We start from the raw sequence: 14,434 nt of genomic DNA on the forward strand, positions 1-14,434 counted from the left end.
GAAATATCATATACATTTGGCCATTTTGAGGCGGCACCGACCATTTCTATATGAAATTTCATATACAATCGCGACTTTCAGGCCTTTTCGGCTTATTGTATATGAAATATCATATACATTTGGCCATTTTGAGGCCGCACCGACCATTTATGTATGAAATTTCATATACATTTGTAACTTTCGGGCCATTTCGGCTTATTGTATATGAAATTTCATATACATTTGGCCATCTCCAGGCAGCGCCGACTATTTCTATATGAAATTTCATATACAATTACAACTTTCGGGACTTTTCGGCCTATTGTATATGAAATATCATATACATTTGGCCATTTTGAGGCGGCACCGACCATTTCTATATGAAATATCATATACAATCGCGACTTCCGGGCCATTTCGGCTTATTGTATATGAATTTTCATATACACTTGGCCATTTCGAGGCCGCACCGACCATTTATGTATGAAATTTCATATACATTTGTAACTTTCGGGCCATTTCGGCTTATTGTATATGAATTTTCATATACATTTGGCCATTTCGAGGCCGCACCGACCATTTATGTATGAAATTTCATATACAATCGCGATTTTCGGGTCATCTAGGCCGTTTCTATAAGAAATTTCAAGCACAACCGTTACCCCAATTACATTTATAGTGCCTACAATTAATCGATAGCCTTCTACTATAGGTTAAAAGTTCAGTAGGAGCATGGATTAACTCTTTCGCATCATTATTGGATTAGTTAAAAACGGCTTGCCTTCTATTATACAAGAAGACAAGCCGTCAAGCTTTCAATTATTATTTCAAAGCAGCTTCAACCTCATCAACCATCTCAGCAACGGAGATTAGTCCGCCGCCAGATAGATACCAATAATCCGGGTTAAGGTATGCAACTTGATTTTCTTTGAACGCCGTTGTATTTTTAACCAAATCATTGTTCAACGTTTCTTTCGCGTTGCCAGAGCCTTCTACTACAGCATTGCGGTCGATGACAAATAGATAGTCTGGATTTTTCTCTGCAATGTACTCAAACGTCACTGGCTGGCCATGTGTCGATACTTCGATCTTCGTGTCAACAGCTGTCAAGCCGAATACATCATGGATGAGACCAAAACGGGAGTTCGGTCCATAAGCGCTTAGATTGCCTTCGTTTGCTAAAATAACAAGACCGTTTTTACCGCTTGCTGCTGCTTTTTCATGAATTTCAGCAATTTTTTTATCAATTTCCGTTAGTGCCGCTTCTGCTTCAGACTGCTTGCTGAAAATTTCACCTAATGTTTTCACATTTGATTTGAAGGACTCCATGAAATTTTCATTGTCTACGCCCATAAAGATCGTTGGTGCAATTTCTGAAAGTTCTTTGTAGTAGTCAGATTGACGGCCAGAAATAATAATCAGATCCGGCTTCATGCCATGAATGGTTTCCATGTCCGGCTCTTTTAATGCGCCGGCATTCACGTACTTGGAATCCTTATACTTCTCCAAATAACCCGGAACGCTAGATTGCGGTACAGAAGCAACCTCCACGCCTAGCTTATCTAGAGTATCCAATGTACCAAAGTCAAATACTACAACTTTCTGCGGGTTGACAGGAACTGTATCTTCGCCAAGCGAATGCTTGACAGTAATTTCAGTAGGCTGTGCCGGGCTAGATGGCTCAGAAGAAGGATTGCTGGATGGACTGTTGGACGGCGTGCTGCTTGCCCCGCCCGAATTGCCGTCATTTTTGCCCCCGCATGCTGCCAGCACCATCGTTAGTGCAAGCACTAATATCGCTAATGTTAAGCTTTTTTTCATTTCTTCCACTCCTATATATATATTTATAATTTTTATGTGAAATAAACACCAATTCGATTGCCATTTATATGTTGAATTGGAATGTCCATATCATAAATACTGGTAAGTACATCTCGCTCAATAATATCGCTCGTCGGGCCGTCCTTCACAATTTGGCCGTCTTTAAGCGCGACGATATGATCCGAATAGCAGGAAGCAAAGTTAATATCATGGATAACAAGAACTACTGTTTTGCCAAGCTCCTCAACCAACCTGCGCAGCACCTTCATAATTTGAACGGAATGCTTCATATCCAAATTGTTCAGCGGCTCATCGAGCAAAATATATTCGGTGTTCTGTGCAATTACCATCGCAATAAAAGCGCGTTGATTTTGTCCGCCGCTCAGTTGATCCAAAAACTTATGCTGAATATCGGTCAGATCCATATAAGCTATCGCTTCATCGACCTGCTCCCAATCTTCCTTCGTCAGCTTGCCCTGCGAATAAGGGAAGCGTCCGAAGCTTACAAGCTCACGAACGGTAAGCCGCAAATTAATATGGTTGGACTGCTTCAAAATGGAGATTTTACGCGCAAGCTCCGTGCTTTTCCATGCTGAAATTTCTTTGCCGTCAATCAGCACCTCGCCTTTGTCCTTCGACATCAATCGGCTCATCATGGAAAGCAGCGTACTTTTACCCGCTCCATTCGGTCCGATAAAGGAAGTAATTGTGCCCTTATTAATTTTCAAAGAGACCTTCTGTATGACTGGCTTGCCGCCATAAGCTTTGCACACATCTTTTACTTCAATCATGCTTTACTCTCCTTTAGCAGCAGGTATAGGAAATATACGCCGCCTATAAAGTTAATAATGACACTTACTGTCGTCTCAAAAACAAATACGCGCTCCACGATAAACTGGCCGCCCACCAAAGCAATAATGCTGATTAGAATTGAGCCCGGAATAAGTATCGTATGGCGATAGGTGCCCATAAATTGATAAGCCAAGTTAACGACCAAAAGGCCTAGAAAAGTAATCGGACCTACTAATGCTGTTGAAATGGCTATCAAAATCGTTACTACAATAAGCATATTTTTCACGACATAATCGTAAGGAACGCCTAAATTAACGGAATGCTCTTTGCCAAGCGACATAATATCAAAAAACTTGGTAAACCTTGCAGAATACAAAGCTACAGCACCCACAACAATAAAGGACAACACCAGCAGATCTGTCTTCACATTATTGAAGCTGGCGAACATTTTGCCCTGTATAATGAGAAACTCATTCGGATCAATCAGCACCTGCATAAACGTAGTCAAGCTGCCGAACAGCGTTCCCATCACAAGACCGATTAAAAGCAGTAAGTACAAATGCTTCCCCTCTCGCTTAAATAATAGCCAGTAGAGAAAAGCTACAAACAAAATCATGCCTGCAACCGATAAAGAAAAGTTCATATACTTATTCGTAATCGGCATGCTCATCGAGCCAAAAGCAAATATGATAAAGGTTTGGGTTAGCATAAACAGCGAATCCAGGCCGATAATATTCGGAGTCAAGATTCTGTTATTCGTCAACGTTTGAAACACCAGCGTAGCGTATGCTATCGCTCCACCTGTCAGCGCAATGGCCAGCACTTTTTTCACTCTGCGCTGCAGGGCATAGTCCCAATTGCTCGGCAGATCGATAAACATAAAGGCTGCAATAGCTAGAACGGCCACTACGACAAGCATCGTTAGCTTAAGCTTCATTGGATCTCCTCCTCAATAGCAAATAGAGGAAGATCACACTTCCGAATACACCGACAGTCAATCCGATTGGAATTTCGTAAGGATATATAATCAGTCTGCCAAACACATCGCATACGAGCACGAAGGTTGCCCCGAGCACAGCAGTATGCGACAACGTTTTCTTCAGATTATCTCCCATGTACAGCGTGACAATGTTAGGAATAACTAAGCCTAGAAACGGAATCGTACCAATTGTAACGATGACAACTACGGATATCAGCGCTACAATAACAAGACCTATATTGACAACCAGCTTGTGGTTCAAGCCGAGATTGACTGCAAATTCTTCGCCCATGCCGGCAATCGTAAACTTATTCGCATATAAGAAAGCTACAACCAATAGCGGAATACTTAAGTACATTAGCTCATATCGCCCGCTTAGCACCAAGGAAAAGCTTCCCTGCAGCCAAGAAGAAATATTTTGAATCAAATCATTTTTATAAGCAAAAAAGGTCGTTGCAGCACTAATCACATTGCCGAACATCAGCCCGACCAGCGGAATAAATATGGCATCCTTAAACTTGATGCGGTCGAGGATTTTCATAAATACAAATGTGCCAACTAGCGCAAAAACAAAAGCGATAAGCATTTTTTCCATCGTCGATGCTGCGCCAAAAATCATCAACGCGACTAATATTCCAAGGCGAGCTGCATCATCTGTTCCTGCCGTAGTCGGCGAAACGAATTTATTGCGGCTCAGCTGCTGCATAATAAGTCCCGCGACGCTCATGCTTACCCCTGCAATGATAATACTTATCAGTCTAGGCAAGCGGCTGATCAGCATAATTTGCCACTGATCATCTGTCATATGCCATAACCCAAGCGGCGTTACGTTCTTCACCCCGATGAATAATGAAATAAACGACAGGATGACAAGAAATATAATCATATATCGAAGCTTCATCATAAACCTCACAATACCTTGTCGGTTACAAAGATAATCATTCTCATACAGAGGCAAAAAAAAATAGCCGCCATATTTATTTGATGTTTTCCATTATCCGTATCCATACCCGGATCCAATGATAATGATTATCACATATAAATAATAATGCACAATTATGTATGCTGTCAATGTAAATCGGCTTTTTGCTTATACTTCCTTTATATTTATTCATTATATGTGACAAGAACGTGAACAGACCTGTGATCGTACTAAGAATGTGGCAGAAGTTTTTTAAGCTTGGCCGAATATTCGTTCGTTAATGAAGGAACCGTTACAGTTTTAAAACTGCCGGTCAAGGCGGGCAACCGGTCGAAAAATGCAAAAAGAAAGGATAACTGTGAGCATGATTGGGTCTGAAAAAAGACTCACAGTAGCATCCGCCCAAACTTGATCACAGTATCCTTTTACCGTTGCTCGTTGACCTGACTATAACAGTTACATGTAAACATCCCGTCTTCTATACCGGACAGTACCCAAAGCAATCAATCCAGCTGTTAGAAGCAATGTTAGCAGTAGCGACGGAACATTCACCTCCTCGACAGGTATGCGCGGTGCATAGTGAAAGACGGAAAGCTTTCTGAACCACTCCGGCAAATTCAGTAGATTGCCCAAATAATCTATAAAGAAGGTAACAATTAAATAGCCCCATACCAGAATCTTCCATTGTGGAGCGGCGCCAATGATCAAAGCAGTCAGGCCAACAATAAAGAGAATCGCAGGTAAATAGGCAAATATCCCTTTTACATAGATGCCAAAAGCAATTGGCTCCGCCATAACGGCTGTTGATGCGGCATATAAGCCTGCAGCGGTCATGATGGAATAGAGAACAGCGCTCGCTGCGCTAATGCTCAAGGCCTGCACTAACAGCTTATAACGGGAAACAGGCCGAGCAAACAGCAGATCGAGCCTGCCTTTGGCTTCCTCTTTTAACAAACGAAACGGCACTTGAATCACAGGCACTGTAATAAGAATTGCCATAACGACCAGAATGACCGCCAGAAACTGCTCCGTCATGCTGTATCCTGCTGCTCCTTCAAGCATTTTCCTCATCATTTCATTTTGCTGAAAGAACGACTCCAAATCGCCAAAAATAGATCCATATGAAGCTCCAAGTATAAAAAAACCAATAGTCCAGCTGATGATCATCGTTCTTTGCCATCTGAATTGAAGCCCTATGCCTGTTTTGAGCAAAGCTGAAGCGCGTGCCGTTCCTTTTCGCCCTTTTAGGACGCCCGCTCCCAAATCTCGCTTATGATTTAGCCAAAATGCAGCTGCGCCTATAACACCCGCAATTGCTGCCGCAATAATGACCGGCTTCCATGTCGGCGAAACATACACATTCGTTTGATAGCTCCAAGCTAACGGAGACAGACTCGACCAGTCGGTATTTTCAATATCCGTCATGGCCCGAAATAAATAACTAATTCCCAAAATAGCGAAGCTAATGCCTACCGTGCTTCGATGAGAAGCGGCCGCCTGCGCGATTAAAGCAGTTATTGCTGCAAAGCAAAGCCCCACCGAGCCGAGCGAAGCACCAAACAAAAAATTATCGGCTATTGGCATGCCTTCAATATTTAATATAGATAGTCCTGCCCCTAGCAAAATTGCAAGTGAAAAATTGATTGCAAACAGTTCCAAGCAGGCTGAACCAAGCTGAGCTAGCCGTCCTGCCGAGCGCGATCGAATCAGCTCAAGTCTTCCCTCCTCTTCATCCTCCCGCGTATGTCTCGCCATCAATAAAATATTCATAATTGCTGCAAATATAGCCATAAACAGTATCATTTCATGGCCAAACATAGCACCGCTAGTATAGTTATCGATTCCTTCCGAGGGACCAATCATCGCGATCATTGCAGGATTTTTCAGAGCTTCCGCTATTGCCTGCCTCTCAACAGAAGTAGGAAACATCTGGGCTAGCGAGATTGCCACAGTCATTGACAAAACCGTAAAGCCTGCAAGCCAAAGCATTATGCCAATCCGATCACTCCGCATATGCAAATAAAAGAGCCGCACTGTCCCAGTAAACTTATGCATCTCCTGCACCTTCTTTTTGGTAGTGGCCCATAAATAACTCCTCAAGCGTCGGAGGCGTGCTTTCCAAATACGTAATCGTATACTTGCTCAAGTGCTGAAGAATTGGGTTTAAAGCTGATGCTTCAGCCTGGAACGAAATCCGGCATCCTTCCTGCTTCAGCTCGTAAATGCCCGGCAGCTGATCCATTTCCGCCGCTTCTTCATTCGTTTCCACCTTATAAAAATGGCGCGTTAAATGCCGCAGCTCCTGCAACGTACCTGTTTCAATTATTTCTCCCTCGCGAATAATCGCAACACGATCACAAAGCTTCTCCACTTCCGAAAGAATATGGCTGGAGAGCAGCACTGTTTTCCCAGCAGCCTTCAGCTCCAGGACTGACTCCTGAAATATCCTTTCCATTAATGGATCAAGCCCGGAGGTTGGCTCATCAAATATATATAAATCAGCATCTGAGGCTAAAGCCGCTACTAGCGCAACCTTCTGACGATTTCCCTTGGAATAGGTTTGGCATTTTTTGCGGGGATCGAGCTCAAACCGTTTAATATAGAAATCCCGCTGTTTATCATTTTTCTGGCTGCTCAAATTCATCAATAAATCAATCACTTCCCCGCCGGTTAAATTCGGCCATAAATAAACATCGCCTGGAACATAGGCTATTTTCTTATGAATTTCCACAGCCTCCGCCCAAGCGTCTTTATTAAAAATTTTCATTTGTCCGTCAGACGGCTTAAGCAATCCAAGCATAATCCGGATCATCGTAGATTTACCCGCGCCATTAGGCCCGATAAATCCTAATATCTCGCCTTCTTCTACCGTCATATTAATGTTTTTTAGAGCATGAACGGTTCCGAATCTTTTACTGATTTGTCTCGCTTCAACAAAACTCACGGCCTTCACCTCTCAGTTTTGAACTTTTAACTCAATTACAGTTCAAAATATACGCTGTTTATTAACAATTTGCAATAGTTTTGAACTTTTTTTATTAGTAAAATTCAAAAGTCATATGGTATGATAGGCTTGAGGTGACAGGATGAACGGTTTTGAAAAAAGAAAGCAGCAAAAAATGAATCAAATTTTGCAAGCAGCTACTCATTTATTCAGTACGAACGGCGTACAGCAAACTTCTGTGTCAAATATCGCCAAGGCTGCTCATGTTTCGCAGGTAACCATTTTTAATTATTTCGAGTCCAAGCAAAAGCTTATTGAGCAAGCCATTCAGCATTTTATGGATATAGAGCATAGTAAATTTCATGACATCGTCCACAGTAAAGAGCTGTCTTTTGCTGAAAAAACAGAAAAGCTCATTATTAATAAATCAACGTTAGCCATAACGATTTACCCAGATTTTTATGAAATCATCATGCAGGAATACGCCAAGCCCGACAGCTGGATCAGTCAATCCTTTTGGGAAAGGGGTATGGAGCTTTTTCACTTATTTTTCGAACAGGGCAAAAATGAAGGAATGATCGACCCAAGCCTATCCCACGAAACGATTTTCTTTTATATCGATATGATGACCTCCTATTTGCAAAAGGAAGAGGTTTATAAAACAATACTGCCTCATACAAAAGAGATTATGAATTTGTTTTTTTACGGGATTGCCGGCAAGCAGAATAAACAAGAAGAAAAGCTTTAGTAGGCTTGGTTAAACAAAAAGATCGCCCCCTGCCTGATTATCCAGACGCTTGGCGATCTTCTTCCTTTTTATATTATAAAATTACACCATCTTTGAATATAGCGATTTCTTTAAAGCCATTGCGCTCATTATGCGTTTGAACCTCGCCGGAGGCAAGGGCAATCAGCTGCTCCCACAGCTCATCAGTAAGCTCCTCCATCGTTTTTTCAGTCAGCAATCGTCCAGCGTTAAAATCAATCCAGTTCTTTTTACGCTCGGCCAAGCTGTTGTTCGTCGAAATTTTAACGGTTGGCACTGGTCCGCCGAACGGCGTGCCGCGACCTGTCGTAAAAAATACAACATGGGCACCGCTGGCTGAAAGCGCCGTAACCGAAACTAGATCATTGCCCGGCGCCTCAAGCAGGCTTAATCCGCGCTTCGTCACTCGCTCTCCGTAAGGAACGACATCGGATACGACCGCATGACCTCCTTTTTGCGTACAGCCTAATGACTTCTCCTCCAGCGTTGTAATACCGCCTGCAACGTTGCCCGGTGACGGATTTTCATAAATTTCCTGATCATGCTTAATGAAGTATTGCTTGAAATCATTAATCAAATGAACGATACTTTCAAAGATTTGCTCATTCTCCGCGCGATTCATCAGTATCGTCTCCGCTCCGAACATTTCCGGAACCTCAGTCAAAATGGCAGTGCCTCCTGCTGCAATCAGCCGGTCGGACACAGCCCCTACCAGTGGGTTAGCTGTAATTCCGGATAAGCCGTCAGAGCCGCCGCATTTTAAGCCCAGCTTAAGTCTGGATACCGGGACTGGCTCACGTTTGAACTGCTCAGCATACTCAACCAGCTGCTCCAGCAGCTCCATTGCCTCTTCTATTTCATCCGCAGCATCCTGCGATTTTAAAAACTTAATGCGCTGCTCGTCAAACTCGCCGATCGCTTTCCTAAACAGCTCAATTTGATTATTCTCACAGCCAAGCCCAATAACAAGCACGCCGGCAGCGTTAGGATGATGGGCAAGCGAAGCGAGCAGCTTCTGGGTATGCTTCAAATCATCTCCGAGCTGCGAGCAGCCGAATGGATGGGCAAAATGATATATGCCGTCTACACGATCACCGAATTCCATTGAGCCTCTGCGTGCAATAATTTCACACGTCTTATTAATGCAGCCTACCGTATTAATAATCCATATTTCATTGCGAATGCCAACCTCACCATTAGGCCGGACATAACCTTGGAAGGTCCGCTCTGCTGCCGCAAGCTCAGCTTGAAGGCTGCTCTGCGCTGCTTGCCCGGCTGACGCCGTTTTAACTGCTTCAACCGGCTCATAGGAGTAATCAAGAAAGCCTTTAAGGCCAGTGCCCATATTATGAGTATGAATCCAGCAGCCTGGCTGCAAGCTCTCCTTCGCCTTACCTATGGAATAGCCAAACTTTAGAATATCATCACCCTGTTGGACAGGTCTTGTTAAAATTTTATGGCCGGAAGGAATATCTTCCGTCACGGTTAACTGTCCTTCTTCGAGCTCAATCTTATCGCCCTTTGTGAATGGCTGAAGTGCAATAACAACATGATCCTTTTCATTTAACCTTACCCAGCTATTCATTTGCTGCACGCTCCATTTCTACAATCGCTTGCTCCAGCTCCGCCGTCAAAGCGGGACGAAGCTCTGCCACATTACAACCCCAAATATCCGAAGCAGCAAGCAGCAGAGCGATCGTTTCGCCAAGCGGCTGTTTGCTTCCGGCAGCTTCCCGCCATATTCCAGCTACCTTTGCAAGCATTGTCTCGTCGTCGCGAACTAGATAGGATTCTCCTTTAAGTGTCTTGCCAGCATATCCTTCGGCTGTTTGCTCCACCTTATAATATCTGAGCAGCCCGGCAAATCCCTTCAGCAAGCCTTGCGGTACTTTCTCCCCACGCTCAATATAGTAAAGAAGAGAAGGCAGCAATCTCGTAGTAAACTTGCTCAAGCTGTTCATTGCAATATCGGAAAGACGATGGCGAATAAACGGATTAAGAAATCTTTCATATACCTCGGCTGCGTATTTGCAAAGCTCCTCTTGCCCCATCGGCAGCGCCGGAATAATTTCACGCTCTACTGTTTCTTTTACAAATGCTCCAAGCTGTTCATGCTCTATCGTTTGGCGCACCTGCTCCATCCCATGCAATATCCCAATCGGTGTCATCAATGTGTGCGCTCCGTTAAGAATACGCACCTTGCGGGTTTGATAAGGCTTTAAATCCTCTACCCAGTGTACGTTCAGCCCAGCCTTTTGCAGCGGCAGCAGGCGCTCCAGATCGGCATCCGCTTCTATCGCCCACAAATGATAAGGCTCTGCAGTAGTAAGCTGACCGTCCTTATATCCCCATTCCTCGAACCATTTGAATGCCTGCTCATCATCCGGATAGCCCGTTACAATACGGTCAACAAGTGAGTTCAAAAACTGGTTATGTTCTAAGATCCATTTTTTAAAAGCATCTGGATAGCCCCAATCCTCGCTGTATTGCAGCACACACTCGCGAAGACGGTCGCCGTTGCGCTCCAGCAGCTCGCATGGCAAGCATACTAGCCCTTTGGAAGGATCGCCATTAAAAAAAGTATATCTTTCAAAAAGCAGCTTCGTTAATTTTCCCGGATAGGAATGTATCGGTTCGTTCTCCTTAAGCGCCTCCGGCTTGTAGACAAGTCCCGCTTCCGTTGTATTGGATACGACAACCTCCAGCGACTCGCTCTTCGCCAGCTCCAAAAATTTATTCCACTGCGAATAAGGATCGAACACCTCGCCGAACACAGAAATAATTTCCCTGCGCTCCACGTTGATTCCATTTTCCAAGCCGCGAATTACTAATGTATATACACCTTCCTGCGCAGCAAGAGCATCGATTTTGGGCTTGCCGCTTATTCTCGGCTGCGTAACTGCAATAGCGCCCTCATACAAGCCCTGCTGTCTGCAGGAATAAATCATCCAGTCAAAAAAACCTCGCAAAAAATTGCCTTCGCCAATCTGCAGCACTTTAATCGGGAGCTGTGCGGTCTGCTGATGCAGCTGCTTCTGCTGCTCGGTCCACTTTTCTATACGCCTATGAATAGTAGTATTCATCTGTTTACCCCCTCGGTTTAATACCTTCATTATATCGAAACAATAATGAGCCTATAAATACACTAATAAATCATATTTGTACTCTTTTTTGATGTTTGCTACACTATTTATGAAGAAATGGAGGGATAGCGATGAATCCATACCGCAGGCGCTTCGACAATCAATCCGTATTTCCATTTGAATTTGTTTATAAGGATACAAAAAGCGCGCAAAATGAGCTGCCTAATCATTTGCACGACTGGTATGAAATTGCTTTTATATATAGCGGCAGTGGAACTTTCTTTATTGACCAGGCTTACTACGATGCTGAGCCAGGCGATTTGTTTCTGATTCCGGCCAATACGATTCACCGTTCTTTTCCGCAGCAAAACAATCCCAAAACAGCAACTGCGATGTTCTTCAACGCATCATTTGCGTACAGTGCTCCGTTAGGTGATTCCTATACGTATTTGCGCTGCTTCGAGCTTGCCAAGCGGGAGCGAGCCTATCGTCATAAGCTTCAGGCGGAAGCCCAGACTAGTTTGATCGCAGCGCTAGATCGCATTCAAGCAGAGCTGACGCTGCAGCAGGTCGGTTACCGGCAGGCAGTCCAACTGGAGGTGCATCGCATGCTGCTGGAATTCAGCCGGCTCGACAGCCTTGCCGGCCATCATGCTGCAGGCAGAAGCTCGGAAGAGATGCCGGATTGGCTGGAAAGCTCGTTCAGCTATATTAACGAGCATCTGGAGCAGGCGGAATACTTGCGGCTTATCGAGCTTGCCAAGCGCGCCAACGTATCCGTTGCCCATTATTCAAGATCATTCAAGCGATTTACCGGTATGAATGTAACGGAGTTTGTCACTACGAAGCGAATCATTCGAGCGAAGGAGCTGCTGCGCGAAAAAAACAGCAATGTGGCCGACATAGCGCTGGCTTGCGGCTTCGAGAGCATTCCACATTTTCATCGGACATTCAAGAAGCTGACCGGCACAACGCCGGCTGGCTATAAATATAACGAATGAAGGACACACGCAAATGACCTCATCCGCCGTTGCCGGGTTTGAGGTCATTCTTATTTCTCAGCTATATAAAATTAGTAAATCGTGCGGCCTTGCTCATCGGCAATGCCTGACTTGCGGAAGAAGTACGTGTTGACGACGTCTCTCCAATGCTTGGCGCTCTCCAGCTGGATTTCCGCTCTGCCCAGCACATGCTCGTAACGATCCTTATCGATCACACCCTCGAGCTTTTTCCAATTGTTTATTTGCTCTTCAACCTGCTCTACCCCTAAGAAGTGTGTATCGTAAATATGCTGGATTACTGTTTTACCAGAATGCAGCTTATGCGTATACGGCACATGATGGAAAAATAGCAGCAAATCATCTGGACAAGCAGATACATCCTCATAGATCTCGGCATGCTGCTGTGCATACTGCGCCGCATAGCCTGTCCCTGTAGCTTCCGTACGATCTACGCCAATCCCGTCACGATCGGCAAAATGATACGTGCCCCACTTAGAATATTCATAGCCATCTATATCAGGGCCATAGTGGTAATGCGGAGTAACCATCCAGCCCACACCAAGCGGAGAGGTATAGTTCTCATAGGTTCTCCATGATCCCATCAGCCAGCCCACAATAATGTCAACTGCTTGCTCTTCTGGGCCGAACGTTTGATAGGTCCACTCCTTGGCAATTCTCTCGGCCGACAGCTCCGGATTCCAGAGCAGACGGCCATAGCCGTATAAATTAGCTTGCGCCAAATGATGTCCTGTCCAGTTATCGTCATTACCGATGCTTGTAACTGCTGCTATGCCCGAATGTGTGTAGGCGTACACTTGACCAGCTGCGATTTTTTTAATCGTAGTTCCTTCACCCTGCAAATACGTGTCATATTCAAGGGCTTCCTTCCATTGGGGTATCAGATAGCATACATGCCGCTGCTGCCCTGTGTATTCCTGCGTAATTTGAAATTCCATCATTTGATTCGTCTTTTCCATTGCTCCGAATAATGGAGATACCGGCTCTCTAACTTGAAAGTCCATTGGACCGTTTTTTATTTGCAAAATAACATTGCTTCTAAACTCGCCGTCCAGCGGCTTGAAATGATCATATGCCGCCCGCGCGCGATCCGTCGAGCGATCCCGCCAATCCTGATGGCAGTTATAAACGAAGCAGCGCCATAAAACGATGCCGCCATAAGGCGCCAGTGCATCTGCCAGCATATTAGCACCATCCGCATGATCCCTGCCGTATGTAAACGGACCAGGACGGTTTTCGGAATCAGCTTTTACAAGGAACCCGCCGAAATCTGGAATGTAGCTGTATACCTCCGCTGCTCTATCCTTCCACCATTGCTGCACCTGCTCATCAAGAGGATCGGCTGTCTCAAGCTCGCCCAGCTCGTAAGGTCCCGCGAAGTTAATACTTAAAAACAGCTTGATGCCATAGCCGCGGAAAACAGCGGCGATCTTGGCCACATCAGGCAAATAGTGCGCGGTGATCAGCTTTGTCTCCTGCAAAAATACGTTGACATTATTAATAACAATGCTGTTAATGCCGATGGATGCCATCATGCGGGCATAGTCTTTAATGCGCGGAGAGTTTGCCAAAATTTGATATTGGTCATAAAAAATAGATCGTCCTGAATAACCTCGCTCGATCGAGCCGTCCATATTGTCCCAATGATTGATCATACGCAATTGGAAGTATGGCTTTTCAGCTATTGCAATTGGCTGATTAATCTCTCCGGCCTGCAATAATCGAAGAAAGTGAAATACGCCATACAGCAGACCGCGGTCCGACAAGCCAGCGATAACAATGGTATTATTCTCTACCGATTCACGAATAAAAAAGGCTTCCTCCCCCATTGCAGCCAGCTCGGCAGTCACAAACAATTGCTCATATTGAGCCAATTGCCCAACGACGCCTACAACTATTGCAGCATGGTTGCCAGCCTTCTCCATAACAGCTGGCGCTTTGCCAGTAAGTCCGGCAATCCCTTGTGTCAGCTCTTCCTTGGCCGTTTGTGCAACAGCGGTTTGCTCCCCTACAACGACAATTTGCTTCAAATAAGGAGCCATCGCCTCCGTTTGCTTTCCTTGATCATAGCTCAACCATGCTTGATAGCCTTTACTATTCATGTAACTTTTCCTCCTATTTCATTCATG

General features: G+C 44.7%; 11 protein-coding genes. 2 read left to right on the forward strand and 9 right to left on the reverse strand.

Features of this window, described 5'->3' with window-relative positions; genetic code table 11:
- Positions 1-801: 801 nt before the first annotated feature.
- The 6 genes from ACRRU2_RS24140 to ACRRU2_RS24165 form a co-directional block, all read right to left on the reverse strand.
- On the reverse strand, positions 802-1,800 hold the full coding sequence (locus ACRRU2_RS24140; RefSeq protein WP_432505636.1) for a siderophore ABC transporter substrate-binding protein: 999 nt from the start codon (positions 1,798-1,800) through the stop codon (positions 802-804).
- 32 nt (positions 1,801-1,832) lie between these two features.
- Positions 1,833-2,591: an iron ABC transporter ATP-binding protein gene (locus ACRRU2_RS24145; RefSeq protein ID WP_331700622.1), complete on the reverse strand. Its 759-nt coding sequence runs from the start codon at positions 2,589-2,591 to the stop codon at positions 1,833-1,835.
- Positions 2,588-3,529, reverse strand: coding sequence for an iron chelate uptake ABC transporter family permease subunit (locus tag ACRRU2_RS24150; protein WP_432505639.1), 942 nt, complete (start codon positions 3,527-3,529; stop codon positions 2,588-2,590). The genes ACRRU2_RS24145 and ACRRU2_RS24150 overlap by 4 nt, the downstream gene beginning before the upstream one ends.
- Positions 3,519-4,472 (reverse strand): ABC transporter permease, encoded by a 954-nt coding sequence (locus ACRRU2_RS24155; protein ID WP_331700722.1) that lies wholly within the window; start codon positions 4,470-4,472, stop codon positions 3,519-3,521. Before ACRRU2_RS24155 ends, ACRRU2_RS24150 begins: the two co-directional genes overlap by 11 nt.
- A gap of 477 nt (positions 4,473-4,949) precedes the next feature.
- A complete protein-coding gene (locus tag ACRRU2_RS24160; RefSeq protein ID WP_331700624.1) occupies positions 4,950-6,548 on the reverse strand; it encodes an ABC transporter permease in 1,599 nt (532 codons plus the stop codon).
- Positions 6,541-7,437, reverse strand: a complete 897-nt coding sequence (locus tag ACRRU2_RS24165) for an ABC transporter ATP-binding protein (protein ID WP_432505641.1) — start codon at positions 7,435-7,437, stop codon at positions 6,541-6,543. Before ACRRU2_RS24165 ends, ACRRU2_RS24160 begins: the two co-directional genes overlap by 8 nt.
- A gap of 142 nt (positions 7,438-7,579) precedes the next feature.
- On the opposite strand from ACRRU2_RS24165, the gene ACRRU2_RS24170 reads away from it, so the two are divergent.
- A complete protein-coding gene (locus tag ACRRU2_RS24170; protein WP_331700626.1) occupies positions 7,580-8,185 on the forward strand; it encodes a TetR/AcrR family transcriptional regulator in 606 nt (201 codons plus the stop codon).
- Between the two features lie 73 nt (positions 8,186-8,258).
- Here ACRRU2_RS24170 and ACRRU2_RS24175 read toward each other — a convergent pair whose 3' ends face one another.
- Together ACRRU2_RS24175 and ACRRU2_RS24180 are read right to left on the reverse strand one after the other, a co-directional pair.
- Positions 8,259-9,788: a UxaA family hydrolase gene (locus tag ACRRU2_RS24175; protein WP_331700627.1), complete on the reverse strand. Its 1,530-nt coding sequence runs from the start codon at positions 9,786-9,788 to the stop codon at positions 8,259-8,261.
- The gene (locus ACRRU2_RS24180) at positions 9,781-11,286 is read right to left on the reverse strand and encodes a tagaturonate reductase (RefSeq protein WP_432505644.1); all 1,506 of its coding nucleotides are present in this window, start codon (positions 11,284-11,286) and stop codon (positions 9,781-9,783) included. Before ACRRU2_RS24180 ends, ACRRU2_RS24175 begins: the two co-directional genes overlap by 8 nt.
- Before the next feature lie 131 nt (positions 11,287-11,417).
- On the opposite strand from ACRRU2_RS24180, the gene ACRRU2_RS24185 reads away from it, so the two are divergent.
- A complete protein-coding gene (locus ACRRU2_RS24185) occupies positions 11,418-12,287 on the forward strand; it encodes an AraC family transcriptional regulator (protein ID WP_331700629.1) in 870 nt (289 codons plus the stop codon).
- Positions 12,288-12,358: 71 nt separating this feature from the next.
- On the opposite strand, the gene ACRRU2_RS24190 is transcribed toward ACRRU2_RS24185, so the two are convergent.
- Entirely contained in the window at positions 12,359-14,407 is a 2,049-nt protein-coding gene (locus ACRRU2_RS24190; protein WP_432505646.1) for an alpha-glucuronidase family glycosyl hydrolase, read from the reverse strand.
- Between the last annotated feature and the right edge of the window lie 27 nt (positions 14,408-14,434).

The sequence above is a fragment of the Paenibacillus sp. GXUN7292 genome, assembly GCF_050864975.1.
GTDB lineage: Bacteria > Bacillota > Bacilli > Paenibacillales > Paenibacillaceae > Pristimantibacillus.

Excerpts from the sequence above, each read along its gene's own strand:
- ACRRU2_RS24180 (WP_432505644.1), bottom strand. The coding sequence starts at position 11,286 with ATGAATACTACTATTCATAGGCGTATAGAAAAGTGGACCGAGCAGCAG.
- ACRRU2_RS24175 (WP_331700627.1), bottom strand. The coding sequence starts at position 9,788 with ATGAATAGCTGGGTAAGGTTAAATGAAAAGGATCATGTTGTTATTGCA.
- ACRRU2_RS24145 (WP_331700622.1), bottom strand. The coding sequence starts at position 2,591 with ATGATTGAAGTAAAAGATGTGTGCAAAGCTTATGGCGGCAAGCCAGTC.
- ACRRU2_RS24140 (WP_432505636.1), bottom strand. The coding sequence starts at position 1,800 with ATGAAAAAAAGCTTAACATTAGCGATATTAGTGCTTGCACTAACGATG.
- ACRRU2_RS24150 (WP_432505639.1), bottom strand. The coding sequence starts at position 3,529 with ATGAAGCTTAAGCTAACGATGCTTGTCGTAGTGGCCGTTCTAGCTATT.
- ACRRU2_RS24160 (WP_331700624.1), bottom strand. The coding sequence starts at position 6,548 with ATGCATAAGTTTACTGGGACAGTGCGGCTCTTTTATTTGCATATGCGG.
- ACRRU2_RS24170 (WP_331700626.1), top strand. The coding sequence starts at position 7,580 with ATGAACGGTTTTGAAAAAAGAAAGCAGCAAAAAATGAATCAAATTTTG.
- ACRRU2_RS24185 (WP_331700629.1), top strand. The coding sequence starts at position 11,418 with ATGAATCCATACCGCAGGCGCTTCGACAATCAATCCGTATTTCCATTT.
- ACRRU2_RS24190 (WP_432505646.1), bottom strand. The coding sequence starts at position 14,407 with ATGAATAGTAAAGGCTATCAAGCATGGTTGAGCTATGATCAAGGAAAG.
- ACRRU2_RS24155 (WP_331700722.1), bottom strand. The coding sequence starts at position 4,472 with ATGAAGCTTCGATATATGATTATATTTCTTGTCATCCTGTCGTTTATT.